This is a genomic window from Sulfuriferula sp. (assembly GCF_054605375.1).
The window spans coordinates 1-17,072 of sequence record NZ_JBTSEG010000026.1 but is presented as its reverse complement, the minus strand read 5'-3'; the positions used below and the strand labels follow the sequence as shown (position 1 = coordinate 17,072).

Genomic DNA, 17,072 nt, shown 5'->3' with positions numbered 1-17,072 from the left:
CCGGTTGGTATGATCCGACTATGGACACCAAACAATCCGATCTGACACGCGACAAAATTCTGCATGCCGCGTTCGGCGAAATGCACCGCAACGGTTTTCAGGCTGCGAGCATCGCCAATATTCTGGCCGACACTGGATTGACCAAGGGCGCGCTGTACCACTACTTCCCTGCCAAGCATACGCTCGGCCTCGCGGTGATTGATGAAGTGATCCGGGAGGGGCTGGAAGAAATGGTGTTCCGTCCGCTGCGCGAAGCGGAGCAACCGGTAACTGAATTGCTGAATATCATGCAGCGCAAAGCCGAATATGCTGACGATGAAACCATCCGCCTGGGCTGCCCGCTGAACAATCTGATGCAGGAAATGAGCCCGCTGGATGAGCTGTTCAAGGCACGCCTGACTCTGATACTCAAGGCCTGGCAAAAGGCAATACGCAACGCACTGGAAACCGGGCAGCGCCAGCGCCAGATCAGGGCCGATGTCGATTGCGAAGCCGCTGCGCTATTTATTGTGTCGGCCTGGGAAGGCTGCTGGGGCGTGGCCAAGAACATGCAATCGGTAAAGACCTTCCGGTTGTGCATAACACAATTACAGGATTACGTTCTGAGCCTGGGTCCCCGATCCAGGCCCAGGAATAAGCGGACTCAGTGAAATCGCCACAAGCAGTGCGATTTTATTTGGGCAACAACATACCGGATGGTTGGTATGTTTTTTGATTGTCAATCAAGGAGAAGCAATATGCCTATCATTCAAACCGTAACCAGCGACCAAGCAACCGGCAAAGTAGCTGAAATTTACCGTCAGATTGAAAAGGCTTTCGGACGCGTGCCGAACGCCTTGCAAATGTACAGCAGCAGCCCGGCGATGCTGGAACAGCAATGGCTGTCGATCGGGTACTACATGAATCACCCCGCGCTGAGTTTTCCCCTGCTGACCATGGTGCGCATGCTGGTATCGCAGGAAAACCACTGCGATTACTGTGTCGGTTTCAACGCCGCCATGCTGATCAACAAGTGCGGCCTGACACCTGAGCAAGTCAACCTGACCAAGCAGAATCCGGAACAGGCGCCTTTGAATGACAAGGACAAAGCGATGTTGCTGCTGGTGCTGAAAGCCGTATCCACACCCAATGCGGTCGGCACGGACGATTTGCAAAAATTGCGCAGCCTGGGCTGGAGCGACAGCGACATGCTGGATGCGGTATCGCACGGCGCAAGAAATATGGCCGTCGATGTCATCTTCAACACATTCAAAGTCGAAAACGACTTCTAGACTGGAGGTATGACATGAACTTCGATAAAGAACTGGATGCGCGCGGTTTGAATTGCCCGCTACCGATACTGCGTACCAAAAAATCGCTGACTGAGTTGAGTACGGGACAAATATTGAAAATCTCGGCCACCGACCCGGGGGCGGTGAAGGATTTTCAGGCCTTCGCCAAGCAGACCGGAAATGAATTACTGTCTTCAGCACAGAACGATGCCGAATTCGTGTTTTTCATGAAAAAGAAATAATCCTGAAAAAATAGTCAGTCCACGAAAAGCACGAAAGGCACGAAATAAATCACTCACCTTTTTAGTGATGATCTATAAATTGTTATCTCTTTGAATAATTTCGTGCCTTTCGTGCCTTTCGTGGATAAATCGCCTTTTATGGATTATCCGTTTTTAACCAAGGAGAAAGCAATATGGATGTCGCCACTGCAATTGAAACCCGCCGTTCCTTCAAGACCTATGATCCCGACCACCGCATGACCGAGGCGGAAATCGACAAGCTGATGTCGCTGGCCATGCTCGCCCCCACCGCATTCAATATCCAGAACTGGCGCTTCGTGCTGGTGCGCGATCCCGAGCTGCGCAGTGAAATCCGCAAGGTGGCCTGGGATCAGGCGCAAGTAACCGATGCCTCCTTGCTGATCGTGCTGTGCGCCGACACCAAATCCTGGGAAAAGGATACCGCGCGCTATTGGCGCAATGCGGCGCAGCCGATACAGGAGTTCATGGTTCCCGCCATCGTCCAGTATTACGCAGGCCGGGACCAGGTACAGCGCGACGAGGCCATGCGCTCATGCGGCATCGCGGCAATGACGCTGATGCTGGCGGCCAGAGAAATGGGTTACGACTCATGTCCGATGGACGGCTTCGACTTCGAAGCGGTGGGCAAACTCATCAATCTGCCGCAGGATCATGTGATCACCATGATGACGGCGATCGGCAAGGCCACCCAGGAAGCGTGGCCGCGCGGCGGGCAATTAGCGATGAATGAAGTGGTGATCAACAATCATTTCTGATGCCTGTCGGCACATACGGCAGATGCCTGTTCACAAGCCTGCCGCAATTTCCCTGAAGCTGTTCAACCCCGCTTCGAGGTTGTCGATAATCTCCAGCGCCAGTTCATCCGGCTCCGGCAGGTTGTCCAGATCGGCCAGGCTTTTGTCCTTGAACCAGAAAATACCCAGACTGGTTTTGTCGCGCATGATGATTTGCTCGTATCCCAAAGCGCCTTGCGTTCATGGCGATTGTGCGGGTTGTAGCAGGCGATGAATTCCTGCAAATCATCGAAGCGCAGCGGTTTCTTTTTCAGCGTGTGATGAATATTCGTGCGGTAGTCGTAGTACCACACCTCCTTGGTCCACGGCTCCTTGCTGGCCGCGCGGTTGTCGAAGAACAGCACGTTCGCCTTCACACCGTTAGCGTAAAAGATGCCGATGGGCAGGCGCAGGATGGTATGCAGTCCGGTGGTTTCCAGCGCCCCCACTATGCCCACCGCGCTGGTGGTCGCGGCATTGACCATGGCGCTGCAACAGCGGCGTCCCGATGCGGGCCTGTTGCTGCATTCAGATCGGGGGAGTCAGTATGCCAGCCGGGAATATCAGGCTTTGCTGGCCCAAAACAGTATTCGATGCAGCATGAGCCGCAAGGGCAACTGCTGGGAAATGCGGTGATGGAGCGTTTCTTCCTGAATTTGAAGATGGAGCGGGTGTGGCAATGTGACTATGCCAATTTCGATGAGGCCAAACACGACATTACCGATTACATCGTGGGCTTCTACAATTGCACCCGGCTGCATTCAACACTGGGCTATCTGTCTCCCGCCGCTTTCGAGCGCAAAATGGCAGCAAAACAACCTATCGCTGTGTCTGAAAATACTTGACCACTACAAACTGCAGCCATTCAGCGAGAAAATATTGAGAAAGAATACTTCTTTTGGGTAGCCTGGCAACTAATTTCGTTGCTTTAAGTTCTTTAGATTATGCGAACCAGAGGATGTATCACATCATATCTAGACCTGCCCCCTGGTCTTTCATATCACCGAATACGCTACACGAGCAGATCATTCCCTTTTCTTCACCGTCCATGCGCAGAATTTCCTCGGAGAGTCATCACCGTACTCATTGCCAAGGCAATTGCCTTGCCATCCTCTCTGAAAATTTCACATTGATAGTGCGTGATGGTTTTTCCATGTTGAATTTGTTTGGCTGTAGCCGTAAGTACTGACTTCCACACGGGTCGAAAGAAGCTAATTTTTAGATCGATACTCGTGAATGTTTCGCCTTCCAGGATTGCAGTTGAGTGGGCAGTTCCAATAGTGGCATCGGCCAATTCACAGAGCATTCCGCCGTGCACGGTTCCCTGTTGATTTCCGTGCATCTCCACGTTTGCATCCATCTGGACTTTGGCGTAGCCCACATCGATTTCAGTAATTCGGAATCCCAAAGTTTTTGAAATTGCTGTTGGATACTGCATTTCAGTGATCGCGCCTGCGGGAAGAGTTCCATCAAGTTGGCGTCTGAGAAATTCGAGGGTGGGAAGTTTGTTATTCATGCTACCTCTAGCTCGTGGATGAAATAAAAAAATCAATTTTCAGACCAAGGATGTTTCCATATGCGTACAACCCAACTAGTCCAGTACTCAATTTACCACTCTGCCGAATAGAGTTAAAATCGATTGTATCTATACATAATAATAGGAAATATCTATTATGAAAATCCAGCATCTCCGCTTCCTGACGGCAGTGGTGGACTACGGCGGTGTGATCAAGGCTGCCGAGCGATTGCATCTGTCGCAGCCATCGGTATCAGCCGGCCTTAAGGCGTTAGAGCAAGAACTTGGACGACCTCTCTTCGACCGTTCCGCCCAGGCCAACCGGTCCCTTCGTCTTACGCCAGCCGGCCGCCGGTTTTATCGGAATGCGCTTGAGATTCTTAGGCAATGCGATGTCGCACGTTTAGATTTCCTTGGTGAGGCAGATGCGCAACCTCGGGTTCGGATAGGCGTGCTCGATACGCTGCCGCAGGAGGTGATCGTCAAGCTATTCCAGGTGCTTGAAAAACAAGAGCAAAATTTGCAGATAGACCTATGGGAGGGGTCAGCGGATCGAGTGGCTGGGTGGCTTGCACAGGAACGGGTAGACCTTATCTGGACCAATGTTAACGATCTTACCCAAAATGCTCGGGTGCTTTGGCGTGAGCCTCTAGTCGCTGTTGTGGCACAAAATCACAGATTTGCTAAGGTACGCGGACACATTGCGATTCGGGATCTTGAAAGTCACCCGTTTGTGCACCGTTCACGTTGTGAATTAGATGCCGTTGGACGTGCGCAATTGAGGGCTGCAGGAGTAACATTGCGTGTGACAGCACGTGCTGAGCGTGAAGATCTTGCATTCCACCTGATTCGAAGCGGGAAAAGCATTACCCTGGCGCCGAAAAGTCTCGTTCCGGACGACTTGGTTGCAGTAACGGTTTCGGGTTTAAGTGTAGCAAGGATCATCGGGCTTCAATGGCGAGAGAAATTAGATCCGATGCTTCTCGCGATGGTCGTTGATGCTGTGGGAGAAGTGATATTGATGATGCCAACGCTGTCAAAAATCGATACGAAATTGAAGAAAAGAAAATGAGGCGAAGGCGTATCTTGGATGGAACTTCGACTCGAACAGGAACGCCTGCTATTACTTTCATTCCTGCCGTTCAGATATTTAGCTCGAATGGCGGTTTCGGGTCAATCTGAGCCATTAAATCACCAACTCGATTAGCCCTGCATTAACAGCCGCTACGGTCTATCCAGTAGTTTCCGGCGCGATCGCTTCAGCGTAGTCATACAGCGCGGCCAATATCGTTTCGCCGCGCTCGTCGGCAGTTTCAGCCAGCGCATCGATTTCGTTGAACAGTTTTTCCAGCGTGCGTGCGCCGTCTGCGCCTTCGAACAGGCGCGCGGCGCGGTGCTCGTGCCAGCGCTGCGCTTCGCTTTCATTTAAGGTAGTGGGGAAATTGCGCGCGCGGTAGCGGAACAACAGTTCTTCCAGACGCGGGTCGTCGAAGCCGGGCTGGGCTCGCGCCAGTTGTTCGGGCGGCAGGATACGCAGCCGGTTCAGCACGCGGCGGTCGTTGTTGCCGACGAAGCCGCCATACAAATCCGCGTCCACGTCCACGGCACCTGCTGCCGGACGCTGGAATACGTCGCGCCAGATGGCCAGCATATCCGGCGCATTGGCAAAGCGGCTGGCGTGCTGCAGGCCAGCCGCGATATCCATGCCCCAGCGCTCGGCCATGGCAGGCGTCAGCGTGTTGAGATTGTTGATGACGACCGGCGATTTGTTGAGATGGATGGTCTTGACCGGCAGGCGGCTCACGCCTTCGGACAGTGCAGCGGCAGCCGTGAATAGGCGAGTACGGATGCTGGCAGCGTCGAGTTCGAACAGCTCGGCGGGGTCGAATGCCAGATCCCATACGATGACTTCATTCTTGTTGGTGGGGTGCTGCGCCAGCGGCCACGCCAGCATCAGGCAGCCGCGCTCTGCCGGTACCATGCCGGACACATGCAGGAATGGACGCGGTGCATGCAGGCTGATCTGTTCGGCCACGGTGTCTTTTTTATGCAAGGTAAAACAAAAGTCAAACAGGCGCGGCTGGTGCTGGCGGATCAGCTGCGCCAGCGCAATGGTGGCACGCACGTCGGACAGCGCATCGTGCGCGGCGGCGTGGGCAAGGCCATTGGCGGCACTCAGGTGTTCGAGTTTGAAACTCGGGCGGCCATCCTCTTTGGTCGGCCAGACGATGCCTTCCGGACGCAGGGCGTAGGTGGTGCGCACCACATCGAGCAAGTCCCAGCGCCCGCAGTTGTTTTGCCACTCGCGCGCGTAAGGATCGGCCAGATTGCGCCACAGCAAAAAACGCGTGAATTCATCGTCGAAACGAATGGTGTTGTAACCCACGCCGATGGTGCCGGACTGGCTGAACATCTGCTCGATCTCGCTGGCGAACTGGTATTCGGGCACGCCACGCTCCAGGCACAGCTGCGGGGTGATGCCGGTAATCAGACAGGATTGCGGATCGGGCAGGTAATCCGGCGCGGGCTGACAGTAGGTCATGGCCGCCGTGCCGATTTCGTTTAATTCCGTATCGGTACGGATGGCGGCGAACTGCGCCGGGCGATCACTGCGCGGGTCGATGCCGAAGGTTTCATAGTCGTGCCAGAGGAAGGTATGCATACCCTCAAACCACCTCGCCCCAGAGGTCGTGTTCGCCGCTGTCGGTGATGCGCACTTTGGCAAACTCGCCTGGTACCAGGCCAGCCGGGTTCTCGATGATCACGACGCCGTCAATTTCCGGCGCATCGGCATAGGAACGCGCAATCGCGCCCTCCTCGACAATTTCGTCCACCAGCACGGTCATGGTCTGGCCCACACGATCGGCAAGGCGATCGGCGCTGATGTCGGCCTGCAGTTCCATCAGGCGTGCGCGGCGTTCTTCCTTGAGTTGTTCGGGAACGTGGTCAGCCAGCGCGTTGGCGGTCGCGCCTTCTACTGCGGAATAGGTAAAGCAGCCCACGCGGTCCAACTGGGCTTCTTCAAGGAAATCCAGCAGCATCTGGAAATCTTCTTCTGTCTCGCCGGGGAAACCCGCGATGAACGTGCTGCGGATCACCAGTTCAGGGCATATTTCGCGCCAGGCCTTGATGCGTGCCAGGGTATTCTCGGCGGCAGCTGGGCGTTTCATGGCCTTGAGCAGTTTCGGGCTGGCGTGCTGAAACGGGATATCCAGATAGGGCAGAATTTTGCCCGCCGCCATCATCGGGATGACTTCATCCACGTGCGGATAAGGATAAACATAATGCAGGCGCACCCACACGCCCAGTTCCGACAACGCCGCGGTGAGCTCGGTCATGCGCGTCTTCAATGGGCGGCCATTCCAGAACCCGGTACGGTACTTCACATCCACGCCATAGGCACTGGTATCCTGGGAAATGACCAGTAATTCCTTCACACCCGCGTTGACCAGATTTTCCGCCTCCTGCATGACATCGCCGATGGGCCGGCTGACCAGATCGCCGCGCATGGAAGGAATAATGCAGAACGTGCAGCGGTGGTTGCAGCCTTCGGAAATTTTCAGATAGGCGAAGTGGTCGGGTGTCAGGCGTATGCCTTGAGCGGGGACCAGATCGAGATAAGGGTCATGCGGCTTGGGCAGATGCGTATGCACGGCTTCCATCACCGCCTCGGTGGCATGCGGGCCGGTTACCGCCAGCACGCGTGGATGCGTTTCGCGCACGATGTCACCCTTGGCACCCAGGCAGCCTGTGACAATGACTTTGCCGTTTTCCGCCAGCGCCTCGCCGATGGCTTCGAGCGATTCTTCCACCGCCGCGTCAATAAAACCGCAGGTATTGACCACCACCAGATCGGCGTCGCTGTAGTTCGGCGCAATAATGTACCCTTCGGCACGCAATTCGGTCAGAATACGTTCGGAGTCGGACGTCGCCTTGGGGCAGCCCAGCGAAACGAAACCTACTTTTGGAATTTTAGTCATCTGTTCGATCTATCCGTGTTTGGAAACCTGAGCCCCCATGTACATTGTATTGTTTGCCTGTGCCTATATCTGGATCATGATGGTGGTCACTGCGCCGTCATTGTTCAAAGGCATCGGCGTGTTCGTTATTGGCGGCGCGCTGATTGCATTGGTCTATTATCTGCTCGACACACCGGGGCGCAAACGCCGCAGAGCGGCTGAAGAAGATTAGGCGTATTTGCCCACCAGCATCTCCGTCACTGCAATGGTGGCAATGCCGGCGCCAATCAGCAACACCTGCTCTACGGTAGCCGCCAGTCCGACGCGTTTGTGCAGGCCGGGAATCAGGTCGGCAACCGCTACGTAAATCATGCTCGCCGCCGCCAATCCAAGGAATACCGGCACCAGATTCTGCATGGATTGCAGCGCAAAATACGCCAGCAAACCACCGGCCAGTGTGGCTGCGCTGGAGAGCAGGTTATATGCCAATGCGCGCGCCTTGCTGTAACCCGAGTGCAGCAGAATCAGGAAATCGCCGACTTCTTGCGGAATCTCGTGGGTGATAATTGCCAGTGCCGTGATGATGCCCAACTCTATATCGGCAAGAAACGCAGCCGCGATCAGAATGCCATCGACGAAATTATGGAAGGTATCTCCGACCAGGATCATCATGCCGCTGCGGCCATGATCGAAACCGCCATTGGCGTGCTGATGGACAGGCTCCAAACCATGTGTCTCGCAGGTTTCGTGGTGGCAGTGGCGCCATAGCACCAGTTTCTCCAGCACGAAAAATCCCATGATTCCAGCCAGTACTGTGGCTGCAGTAGTGTGGGCGTTGCCGGATGCCTCAAACGCATGCGGCAATATTTCCAGGAAAACCGCACCCAGCAACGCTCCAATCGCATAGCTTACCAACATGCCTACCCAACTGGGCTTGGCTGCATAGGCAAAGACCGATGCAACCAATACGCTCAATGCACTGCCGAGCAAGCTGGCAGCAATAATCCAGGTGAGGATGGTCATGGTGAGAAGATGATTTTCTGGAGGATGGCTTGAAACGCAATAATATGGCGTTCTCACCCGGTACATTTACTTGTGGCGCGATTCTCTCACAGCCAGAAGCCGCCAGCAACCGTAAAAGCCCCATCGTATGTTCGTTAGCGCACTGATTTTAAACGCAGCTGATGCAATATTGACAGAACTGTCGTTTAACGGAAATCAACATGTTGCGCCGCATCATGAAATGGTTGGGGTACCTTCTGGCGGCGATAATCGTCATCATCGTCCTGTTCATGCTGTTCTTCGACTGGAACTGGCTGCGACACCCGATCGAACGGGCCGTCACCGATAAAACCGGGCGCGCGCTGACGATCAATGGAAACCTCGATGTCAAACTGAGCTGGCCGGTCACTCGCGTCCAGGTTACCGATATTACCTTCGCCAATCCAGCTTGGGCCAAGCAGCCGTTGATGTTTAGTATAAAACGCGTGGATGGTGGAATCCGCCTGCCGCAATTATTCGAACGGCAATTCTGGCTATCCACAGTCAAGCTTACACAGCCGCAGGTATTTCTCGAACAAAGCCCGGATGGCCGCAAGAATTGGCTACTGGACCGCAATCAGAAAGATGAAAGCGCTCAAGCTAAAATTGATCGAATTGAGCTGGATAATGGTCACCTCACTTACAGTGCCCCGGCACAAAAAACCCGGATTCAGGCTGCGCTTTCAACTCGCCCAACCGGGCCGCAGGATACCGGTACTGCGAATATCCTGTTCAAAGCGCACGGTGAATATAAAGGCATGCCTTTAAATGCGAGTGGTAGCGGCGGCACGATACTCGCGCTGAGCGATGAAACCACACCCTACCCCATCAATATCAAAGCCAGCATCGGCCACACGCAAGTTCAGGCTGACGGCACAGTAACCAGCCTGACCCGCTTCAGCGCAGTTGACTTGAACCTGGTTTTGAAAGGAGACAGCCTTGATCAGCTATATCCTTTGATCGGTATTGCCTTGCCACGCACGCCAGCGTACTCAACAAAGGGACACCTGCTGCATAACACCCGGCAATGGCGTTATGAAAAATTCGCGGGGCGCATTGGCAAAAGCGATTTAGTTGGCAATATGCAAATAGATAGCAGCAGGAAACGTCCGTTTTTGCGAGGTGATTTAACATTTCAGGTACTGAACCTGGCCGATCTTGGATCGCCGGTGGGTATGAGCAAACAAAACACGGGCATCTCTCCTGCGGCTGCTCCCGGGCAACAAACGGCTTCAGCACAAGCTGCCACCAAGCAGAATAAAGGCGACGTACTGCCCGGCTTGCCTTTCCGCACCGAACGCTGGAACAGTGTCGACGCCGATGTCAAAATTCAGGCAAAACGTATCCAGCGTGCCAAAGCCTTACCGATTGAAAGCCTGGTGACACGCTTGCAGATGCGCGACTCGATATTAACGCTTGATCCGTTAAGATTTGGTGTCGCAGGCGGCACGCTTGCAGGGGCTATTACACTCAATGGTCAACACGATCCGATTCAGGCCAAACTCAACATTCATGCACGGAAACTTATGCTCAATCAGTTATTTCCGGCTATCAAGTTGTCCAAAACCAGTATTGGTCAGGTTAACGGTGACTTCGATCTGCGCGGCAATGGCAACGCCGTCAGTAAAATGCTTGCAAGCTCTGATGGCAAGGTTGTATTACTGATCGATGGAGGCGAAATCAGCAAGTTAATGCTGGAAACCGCTGGCTTGCATTTATGGGAAATATTGCAACTAAAACTTACCGGCGACAAAGTCATCAAACTGAATTGCGCCGTGGCCGATTTCAACGTCAAAAAAGGCGTCTTGCAAACCAGGACAATGCTGCTCGATACCGAGATCACCACCATTACAGGCACGGGCGATATCGATATGGCTCAAGAGACACTTGATCTGGATTTGGTCCCGCATACCAAAGTGATCAGCCCTGTTGCATTACGCAGTCCGATTTACATTCGCGGGAAGTTTTCCAAACCTGCGATATCCATTGATAAAACCAAAGTGGCCTTGCGTAGCGCAGGTGCGATTGCCTTGGGTGTAGTCAATCCTTTCCTGGCAATTATTCCTTTACTGGATACCGGCCCAGGGAAAAACAGTGAATGCGGTCGCCTGATTCAAGAAGCGAAACACTGATTCCATTATTTTGAGATTGATCCCAAATGGTTAATTCCGGAATCGGCCTAATGAATAACCCCGGCCTGAAAATAGAACACGGATCTTCGTAAAAAATTATTCGTGTGCGCAAGGTATGGCCGAACTTACTCATTACACCGATGATTCGGTCGAAATATCCAGGTAATTTTCAGCAGCCGGAACAGCTGCCGCGCGCTGTCGAGCTGCCTAATTTTTCGGGTTTGCATTGACCGGCACCTCTGTAACCACTTCCGGCAGTGCCGAAAGGATGGTCACCGTTACCCGTCGGTTGCGTGCACGGCCCGTAGCCGTCTCATTGGAATCGACAGGCTCATTCGATCCATGACCAACTGCCGTCAGGCGATTCTCGGCAATACCATTGTCGCCAAACAACCTGACCACGCTACTTGCCCGCATCGCGGACAATTCCCAATTGGAAGGGAATATGACATTACTGATAGGCAAATCGTCGGTATAACCCTCCACGCGTATGGCATGCTGATCATTTTTCAACACTGCCGCTACAGCTTTTAACGCCTGGCTGGATTCATCTGTCAGCTTGGCTTCCCCCAATGCGAACAGCAGACTGGCATTGATCTCCACGCTCACGCCCCACGCTGTCTGCGTTACCCTGACCTTGCCTTCGCTGACCAGAGGGGCAAGTACCTTCAGAATGTTACGGGCGATATGCGTCATCTGTTCTCTCTCGCGTCTGACTGCTTCGGTTATTCGCGGTTTATGAATCAGCGTTTTGCTCGGCAATGGCAATATTGGCGGAGGGGATACGGGTTTTGTCTGCTGCGTTCTGGTCTGACCAAATGCATTTCCCAGCGAATCCGACAGCACACGATATTTACTTTCATTCACTGAAGAAATCGCATACATCACCACGAAAAAAGCGAACAACAGCGTAATGAAATCGGCATAGGACACTAACCAGCGCTCGTGATTTTCGTGTTCCTCTTCATATTTTCTTCTGGCCATGGCGTGGTGTATTCAGACAATACTCAAGTAAAAATCAGTGCAGAAAACAAGCTTCCGTTTATCTGAGATAGGTTGTCATACGTTCGTCAATGGCACGTGGATTATCGCCGTTGGCAATCCCGATAAACGCGTCCGCAAGCATTTCACGTGTGCTGACTTCATGCATGACAGTTGTTTTGAGGCGGTGGCCGATGGGCAAAAATACCAGGTTAGCCAAACCGACGCCGTAGATAGTCGCAACAAACGCTACGGCAATGCCTCCGCCAAGCTTGGTTGGATCGGAAAGGTTCTCCATCACATGTATCAATCCCAGGACCGCACCCAGAATACCGATCGTCGGCGAATAGCCACCCGCCGCCTCCCATATCCTGGCTGCGTGGCGCTGTTCCGACTCATACGCGTTAATCTCAAGATCAAGAATTTCCCTGAGTTTGGCGGGCTCGGTCCCATCAATTATCAGGCGCAAGCCTTTTGCGGTGAACTGATCCTCCGTCGCCAGCATGAAAGCTTCCAGACTCAACAAACCTTCACGTCGTGCTGTATGACTCCAGACCCTGATCTCGTCGATGATCTCCTGGCGCTTGTCAGGCGGGGGAACAAATACCCAACCGATCATCCGTACGCCACGTACAAATACCTTCACCCGGTTTTGCAGCAGGACTGCGCCGATTGTTCCGATCACCACAATGACAAACGCCGCTGGCTGGATCAGCGATCCGATATGGCCTCCGTCCAGCATGTGTGCAACCAGCACGCCCGCCAGGGCGAGTACAACACCCGCTATACTGCCCCAGTCCATGCCTGCCCCTTTAGTGTTGATCGGAGCCTGGCAACGGCCTGACTATGCAATTGGCATACGCGCGATTCCGAAACACCCATGACCGCGCCTATCTCCTTGAGATTCATTTCTTCTTCATAGTAAAGGCCCATCAGAATTTTTTCACGTTCCGGCAAAGTCTCAACCGCCTCTGCAACAGCACCGCGAAAACCACTTTCCAGAAGCTCCCTCAATGGATCGTTCGATTCACCCTTGGCATGCTGGTCCAGAAAATGGTCATTGCCATCAGCGCTATGGAAATCCTCGTAATACACCAGTTGATGTCCAGCGCCATTGCTAAGTAATTCCTGATAATCTGACAGAGAGAGCTTGAGTTCCTTGGCAATTTCAGCTTCAGTAGGTTCATGGCCAAAGCGCTGCTGTAGGGCATTCATCGCCACTTCAATCTTGCGCATATTCTGGCGAATACTACGTGGCAACCAATCCGTGCTGCGCAATTCGTCCAGCATCGATCCGCGGATACGTTGTACCGCATAGGTCTCGAATTGCGCACCGTGGGTCTCTTCATACCGATTAATGGCGTCGAGCAAACCAATCATCCCGGCCTGCACAAGATCATCCACCTCCACGCTTGGAGGCAGACGTGCTTTGAGTTGATATGCGAGCCGTTTAACCAGCGGAGCATGCTGGGCAAGCAGATAATTTTTGTCGGACTTTCCGTTAGCGGTATACATATTTCAGGACAGGCTGAGTTGCCCGGCAAGACGCCTGAATGCGACGGAAGCGCCAGCCAGAGGAAATGCATCAATCACCGAACGCCCCAGATTCGCTGCGCGGCCAAGGTGTTCATCCGCAGGCACTGAGCCCATGAAATTCAACTGTATGGCTAAATACCGGCTTGCTGTACGCGCCATATTTTCATAAACCAGCCGCGCCTCATCTTCCGAAGCACCCGTCACCAGCACGCCGAACGAGCGCCTACCAAGACAAGCGTTCAGCCGTTTGATCAAACTGTAAGCGGATTTGAGTGACGCTGCCCCGGGAGACATCTGTACCACGATCTGGCCATCGGACATGGCTGAAACCGGAAAGGCATTGTTTGTGTCCAGTTCTCCATCCACCATGACGACACTGGCCTGCCTGGCAAGCAGGTCAAAGCTGGTGCCCAAGCGTTGCATCTCCGCTTCGCTCAGACTGCCCAGGTCTTGGCGCACTCGCGCCAGAGAGACCAGACCCAAGCCTTGAGAAACCGGTTGAATCACCTCATCCAGCGCCTTCTCCTGGCGCGCTACCTCGAGCAAAGTCGCGCGCCTCGCCGCTCCGAATCGCGACGCGATACCCTTTGATACTGAGCGCGCATCCACCAGCAATACATCACTTCCTCCTTGCACCAGTGACGCACCAAGATTCGCCAGCATTGCATTTTTTTCTTCGTCTTTGAGTATCGACAAAAACGTCACAATGCGCGGCCTGGGGCCTGCCAGCATGCGCCGCAATCCCTCTGCCTGATCAAAGTCGAAATTAGCCAAGATTCACCTCACGCAGTGATTTATCTTTCATCGCATGTACAGTATTGGCGATTACCAGCGGTAACTCATCATCCTGAAACTGGAACGGCGAGCTTTCGCGTTTTAACTTGAATGCGCGATCAATCAAATATTCGCGATTGATGACATGCAAATCTTCAGGCACACGCTGGCCATTTGCAGTGTAATAAAGGCTCAGCTTGTGACGAATGGCAACGTCAAGCACATTGCCGATGGTGGCTGCTTCATCAAGCTTGGTAAGGATGCAACCCGCCAGGCCGGAGCCTTGATAAGCCCGCACCACCTCGTTTAGCGTCTCGCCAGTGGAAGTCGCATTCAGGCATAGCAGGCGTTTCACCTTGGTACTGGCACCGGATAGCATCGCAACCTGTTCAGCGACCATGTGATCACGCTGGTTCATGCCTACCGTATCAATCAGGATAGTGTGTTTGTTCTTCAACTCTTCCAGTGCGATGCGCAGATCGGCTTCGTCCTTCACCGAATGCACCATTACGCCAAGTATCTTGCCGTAGATGCGCAATTGCTCATGACCACCGATACGATAGCCATCCGTCGTAATCAACGCCAGCTTGCTGGTGCCATGACGCATCACGCAGCGTGCAGCCAGCTTGGCTGTGGTCGTGGTTTTACCTACGCCGGTGGGACCAACCAGGGCGAATACACCACCCTTTTCCAGAATCTCGTTTTCATTATTGATGGCCTGAAGATTGCGCATCAGAACAGACTTGATCCAGGTCATTCCTTCTTCCGCGCTGGTCACGGGCGGCAAATTTTCTGCCAGATGTCGCGCCAGGCTGGCACTGAATCCTGCTGCCAGCAATTCACGCAAAATATCTGCCCGATGCGGCTGCCGATTCTGGGCAGCGCCCCAGGATAACTCTGCAAGCTGCGCCTCCAGCATGCCGCGCATCGAGCGTATTTCGCTCATGACTTCAGTCAGCTCGCTTGCCGCGGCTTTTTTCGCTGTCAATGTGGTACGCGCCGTTTCCAGTGCACCGGCCAGATTGGCAGCCTGATTGCTATCGGTACGGCGTTTATTCGGCAACGGCGTGAGTTGAGGTTTCAGCATCGTCTCCTTCTCCACGGACGGTGCGACCAGCGCAGCGATGTCTTCATTGGCCAGCGCCATGATTTCAACACCGCCATCAATACTGCGGTTGGACAGAATCACCGCATCCGGACCCAGTTCATCACGCACTTTGCGTAAAGCGTCACGGGAATTGCTCGCAGTAAATTTTTTAACGTTCATGCTTGACCTCCAACTAGGCTGGTAACCCTAATGGTTTTTGAATCGGGAAGTTCGGCGTGCGACAACACCTTGAGTTGCGGAAGTGCGCGACGCAGAAATCGGGCGAGTAGCGCACGTAATGGCCCCGGTACCAGCAGCACAGGCGTGATGCCCTGTTGCTCCTGCTGCCGGGTAGCCAGTTCAGTTTGTGAAGCCAGCATATCGGCAAGACCAGGCTCAATACCCGCCCCTTCCGGCCCACTGGCTTGTAAAGCCTGCATCAGCAGGCGCTCCAGACTGCTATCCAGCGTCATCACCGACAATTCGTTGGTCGCAGGGAACAACTGCTGGACAATCGCGCGGCCGAGTGCAATCCGCACCAGCGCGGTAAGCTCATTCGGATCCTGGACGCGCGTCGCATGCTCGGCCAAAGTTTCAATGATGGTGCGCATATCGCGGATGTGTACACCCTCAATCAGCAGGTTTTGCAGTACCTTTTGCAATGAGGAAAGCGGTATCAGTTTTGGTACCAGGTCTTCCACCAGCTTGGGTGATTCTGTACCCAGATGGTCAAGCAACTGTTGCACCTCCAGGCGCCCCAGCAGTTCTGCAGCATGCAATGTGATCAGATGATTGAGATGGGTCGCCACTACCGTGCCGGCGTCCACCACGGTATAACCCATGGTCTGCGCCTGCTCACGCAGGCTGGAATCTATCCAGGTAGCTGGCAGACCAAAAGCCGGGTCGCTGGATGCGGGCCCTGGAAGCGTACCGGTCACCATGCCAGGATTGATGGCCAGATACTGGCCGGAATGCGCTTCCCCGCCCCCTATTTCGACCCCTTTCAGGCTGATACGATATTCGGATGGCCTCAGTTCCAGGTTGTCGCGAATATGCACCGGCGGGGACAGAAAACCGACTTCCTGGGCAAATTTCTTGCGGATACCTTTGATACGCCGTAACAGTTCACCGCTTTGTTCCTTATCCACCAGGGGAATCAAGCGGTAGCCAACTTCCAAGCTCAAGGTGTCAACCGGCATGATGTCCTGCCAGGTTGCTTCTTCCATCTCAAGTGAAGTTGCCGGCACAATCTCGGTTTCAGGTTCGATTTTTGGTTTGAGTGCGCGTTGCGTAAGAATATAACCACCCGCTCCAAGGGCTGCGGCCAGCAAAATGAAAGCCACATGCGGCATGCCGGGAATAAGGCCCATGCCCCCAATGATTCCGGCAGAAATGAACAGCACCTGCGGTTTGGCAAAAAGCTGACCCAGCAACTGCCCGCCAATATCCTGATCGCTGGCGACGCGGGATACCACAATACCCGCCGCCGTCGAGATCAGCAGCGAAGGAATCTGGGCAACCAGACCGTCACCAATGGCCAGCAAAGTATAGTTCTTGATGGCAACGGCAAAGGTCAGATCATGCTGCACCATGCCGACAATAAGGCCACCGATGATATTGATCACCGTCACCATGATTCCGGCCACTGCATCGCCGCGCACATATTTGCTGGCACCGTCCATCGCGCCGTAAAACTCGGCTTCCTGGGCGACTTCGGTACGGCGCTGGCGCGCATCCTG

The 17,072-nt window shown here is 53.9% G+C and carries 18 protein-coding genes and 2 pseudogenes; 8 read left to right on the top strand and 12 right to left on the bottom strand.

Annotated features, from left to right (window positions below; translation table 11 throughout):
• Positions 1 to 20 precede the first annotated feature (20 nt).
• The 4 genes from ACYCZJ_RS13015 (at position 21) to ACYCZJ_RS13000 (ending at position 2,289) form a co-directional block, all read left to right on the top strand.
• Entirely contained in the window at positions 21 to 650 is a 630-nt protein-coding gene (locus tag ACYCZJ_RS13015; protein WP_461554654.1) for a TetR/AcrR family transcriptional regulator, read from the top strand.
• Between the two features lie 87 nt (positions 651 to 737).
• Complete coding sequence (locus ACYCZJ_RS13010) at positions 738 to 1,271, top strand: carboxymuconolactone decarboxylase family protein (protein WP_461554653.1); 534 nt, start codon at positions 738 to 740, stop codon at positions 1,269 to 1,271.
• 14 nt (positions 1,272 to 1,285) lie between these two features.
• Positions 1,286 to 1,513 carry a sulfurtransferase TusA family protein gene (locus ACYCZJ_RS13005; RefSeq protein WP_461554652.1) on the top strand — a complete coding sequence of 76 codons (228 nt, stop codon included), beginning with the start codon at positions 1,286 to 1,288 and terminating at the stop codon, positions 1,511 to 1,513.
• Positions 1,514 to 1,686: 173 nt separating this feature from the next.
• Positions 1,687 to 2,289: a nitroreductase family protein gene (locus ACYCZJ_RS13000; protein ID WP_461554651.1), complete on the top strand. Its 603-nt coding sequence runs from the start codon at positions 1,687 to 1,689 to the stop codon at positions 2,287 to 2,289.
• A 30-nt stretch (positions 2,290 to 2,319) separates the two neighbouring features.
• Here the strand turns inward: ACYCZJ_RS13000 and ACYCZJ_RS12995 are convergent, their stop codons facing one another.
• Together ACYCZJ_RS12995 and ACYCZJ_RS12990 are read right to left on the bottom strand one after the other, a co-directional pair.
• Positions 2,320 to 2,475 carry a hypothetical protein gene (locus ACYCZJ_RS12995; protein ID WP_461554672.1) on the bottom strand — a complete coding sequence of 52 codons (156 nt, stop codon included), beginning with the start codon at positions 2,473 to 2,475 and terminating at the stop codon, positions 2,320 to 2,322.
• Between the two features lie 95 nt (positions 2,476 to 2,570).
• Positions 2,571 to 2,792 (bottom strand): annotated as a pseudogene (locus ACYCZJ_RS12990) (N-6 DNA methylase); the annotation flags it as partial.
• Here ACYCZJ_RS12990 and ACYCZJ_RS12985 point away from each other — a divergent pair.
• A pseudogene (locus ACYCZJ_RS12985) lies at positions 2,743 to 3,152 on the top strand (transposase); the annotation flags it as partial. The pseudogenes ACYCZJ_RS12990 and ACYCZJ_RS12985 overlap by 50 nt on opposite strands.
• Before the next feature lie 194 nt (positions 3,153 to 3,346).
• On the opposite strand, the gene ACYCZJ_RS12980 reads toward ACYCZJ_RS12985, so the two are convergent.
• Entirely contained in the window at positions 3,347 to 3,823 is a 477-nt protein-coding gene (locus ACYCZJ_RS12980) for a PaaI family thioesterase (RefSeq protein ID WP_461554650.1), read from the bottom strand.
• Positions 3,824 to 3,980: 157 nt separating this feature from the next.
• Between ACYCZJ_RS12980 and ACYCZJ_RS12975 the strand changes: the two genes are divergently transcribed.
• Positions 3,981 to 4,895, top strand: coding sequence for a LysR family transcriptional regulator (locus ACYCZJ_RS12975; protein ID WP_461554649.1), 915 nt, complete (start codon positions 3,981 to 3,983; stop codon positions 4,893 to 4,895).
• A 159-nt stretch (positions 4,896 to 5,054) separates the two neighbouring features.
• Here ACYCZJ_RS12975 and sbcB read toward each other — a convergent pair whose 3' ends face one another.
• Both sbcB and rimO read right to left on the bottom strand, forming a co-directional pair.
• Positions 5,055 to 6,485 carry an exodeoxyribonuclease I gene (sbcB, locus tag ACYCZJ_RS12970; RefSeq protein WP_461554648.1) on the bottom strand — a complete coding sequence of 477 codons (1,431 nt, stop codon included), beginning with the start codon at positions 6,483 to 6,485 and terminating at the stop codon, positions 5,055 to 5,057.
• A 4-nt stretch (positions 6,486 to 6,489) separates the two neighbouring features.
• Entirely contained in the window at positions 6,490 to 7,803 is a 1,314-nt protein-coding gene (gene rimO / locus ACYCZJ_RS12965; RefSeq protein WP_461554647.1) for a 30S ribosomal protein S12 methylthiotransferase RimO, read from the bottom strand.
• A gap of 37 nt (positions 7,804 to 7,840) precedes the next feature.
• Here rimO and ACYCZJ_RS12960 point away from each other — a divergent pair, with 37 nt between their 5' ends.
• On the top strand, positions 7,841 to 8,014 hold the full coding sequence (locus ACYCZJ_RS12960) for a hypothetical protein (protein WP_461554646.1): 174 nt from the start codon (positions 7,841 to 7,843) through the stop codon (positions 8,012 to 8,014).
• Here ACYCZJ_RS12960 and ACYCZJ_RS12955 read toward each other — a convergent pair.
• Positions 8,011 to 8,805: a ZIP family metal transporter gene (locus ACYCZJ_RS12955; protein WP_461554645.1), complete on the bottom strand. Its 795-nt coding sequence runs from the start codon at positions 8,803 to 8,805 to the stop codon at positions 8,011 to 8,013. The two genes, ACYCZJ_RS12960 and ACYCZJ_RS12955, sit on opposite strands and share 4 nt — an antisense overlap.
• 200 nt (positions 8,806 to 9,005) lie before the next feature.
• Between ACYCZJ_RS12955 and ACYCZJ_RS12950 the strand changes: the two genes are divergently transcribed.
• A complete protein-coding gene (locus tag ACYCZJ_RS12950) occupies positions 9,006 to 10,955 on the top strand; it encodes an AsmA family protein (protein ID WP_461554644.1) in 1,950 nt (649 codons plus the stop codon).
• A gap of 207 nt (positions 10,956 to 11,162) precedes the next feature.
• Here ACYCZJ_RS12950 and motD read toward each other — a convergent pair whose 3' ends face one another.
• The 6 genes from motD to ACYCZJ_RS12920 form a co-directional block, all read right to left on the bottom strand.
• Positions 11,163 to 11,939 (bottom strand): flagellar motor protein MotD, encoded by a 777-nt coding sequence (motD, locus tag ACYCZJ_RS12945; RefSeq protein WP_461554643.1) that lies wholly within the window; start codon positions 11,937 to 11,939, stop codon positions 11,163 to 11,165.
• Between the two features lie 58 nt (positions 11,940 to 11,997).
• Positions 11,998 to 12,738, bottom strand: a complete 741-nt coding sequence (locus ACYCZJ_RS12940) for a flagellar motor protein (protein ID WP_461554642.1) — start codon at positions 12,736 to 12,738, stop codon at positions 11,998 to 12,000.
• Positions 12,720 to 13,451 carry an RNA polymerase sigma factor FliA gene (locus tag ACYCZJ_RS12935; protein ID WP_461554641.1) on the bottom strand — a complete coding sequence of 244 codons (732 nt, stop codon included), beginning with the start codon at positions 13,449 to 13,451 and terminating at the stop codon, positions 12,720 to 12,722. The genes ACYCZJ_RS12940 and ACYCZJ_RS12935 overlap by 19 nt, the downstream gene beginning before the upstream one ends.
• Positions 13,452 to 13,454: 3 nt before the next feature.
• On the bottom strand, positions 13,455 to 14,246 hold the full coding sequence (locus ACYCZJ_RS12930; protein WP_461554640.1) for a MinD/ParA family ATP-binding protein: 792 nt from the start codon (positions 14,244 to 14,246) through the stop codon (positions 13,455 to 13,457).
• A complete protein-coding gene (gene flhF, locus ACYCZJ_RS12925; RefSeq protein ID WP_461554639.1) occupies positions 14,239 to 15,513 on the bottom strand; it encodes a flagellar biosynthesis protein FlhF in 1,275 nt (424 codons plus the stop codon). Before flhF ends, ACYCZJ_RS12930 begins: the two co-directional genes overlap by 8 nt.
• Positions 15,510 to 17,072 (bottom strand): flagellar biosynthesis protein FlhA (locus ACYCZJ_RS12920; RefSeq protein ID WP_461554638.1); only part of this gene is annotated, 1,563 nt, incomplete at its 5' end. The genes flhF and ACYCZJ_RS12920, both read right to left, overlap by 4 nt.

Bases quoted from the DNA above. Each gene is read 5' to 3' on its own strand.
- ACYCZJ_RS13015 (WP_461554654.1), top strand. From the start codon at position 21: ATGGACACCAAACAATCCGATCTGACACGCGACAAAATTCTGCATGCC.
- ACYCZJ_RS13010 (WP_461554653.1), top strand. From the start codon at position 738: ATGCCTATCATTCAAACCGTAACCAGCGACCAAGCAACCGGCAAAGTA.
- ACYCZJ_RS13005 (WP_461554652.1), top strand. From the start codon at position 1,286: ATGAACTTCGATAAAGAACTGGATGCGCGCGGTTTGAATTGCCCGCTA.
- ACYCZJ_RS13000 (WP_461554651.1), top strand. From the start codon at position 1,687: ATGGATGTCGCCACTGCAATTGAAACCCGCCGTTCCTTCAAGACCTAT.
- ACYCZJ_RS12995 (WP_461554672.1), bottom strand. From the start codon at position 2,475: ATGCGCGACAAAACCAGTCTGGGTATTTTCTGGTTCAAGGACAAAAGC.
- ACYCZJ_RS12980 (WP_461554650.1), bottom strand. From the start codon at position 3,823: ATGAATAACAAACTTCCCACCCTCGAATTTCTCAGACGCCAACTTGAT.
- ACYCZJ_RS12975 (WP_461554649.1), top strand. From the start codon at position 3,981: ATGAAAATCCAGCATCTCCGCTTCCTGACGGCAGTGGTGGACTACGGC.
- sbcB (WP_461554648.1), bottom strand. From the start codon at position 6,485: ATGCATACCTTCCTCTGGCACGACTATGAAACCTTCGGCATCGACCCG.
- rimO (WP_461554647.1), bottom strand. From the start codon at position 7,803: ATGACTAAAATTCCAAAAGTAGGTTTCGTTTCGCTGGGCTGCCCCAAG.
- ACYCZJ_RS12960 (WP_461554646.1), top strand. From the start codon at position 7,841: ATGTACATTGTATTGTTTGCCTGTGCCTATATCTGGATCATGATGGTG.
- ACYCZJ_RS12955 (WP_461554645.1), bottom strand. From the start codon at position 8,805: ATGACCATCCTCACCTGGATTATTGCTGCCAGCTTGCTCGGCAGTGCA.
- ACYCZJ_RS12950 (WP_461554644.1), top strand. From the start codon at position 9,006: ATGTTGCGCCGCATCATGAAATGGTTGGGGTACCTTCTGGCGGCGATA.
- motD (WP_461554643.1), bottom strand. From the start codon at position 11,939: ATGGCCAGAAGAAAATATGAAGAGGAACACGAAAATCACGAGCGCTGG.
- ACYCZJ_RS12940 (WP_461554642.1), bottom strand. From the start codon at position 12,738: ATGGACTGGGGCAGTATAGCGGGTGTTGTACTCGCCCTGGCGGGCGTG.
- ACYCZJ_RS12935 (WP_461554641.1), bottom strand. From the start codon at position 13,451: ATGTATACCGCTAACGGAAAGTCCGACAAAAATTATCTGCTTGCCCAG.
- flhF (WP_461554639.1), bottom strand. From the start codon at position 15,513: ATGAACGTTAAAAAATTTACTGCGAGCAATTCCCGTGACGCTTTACGC.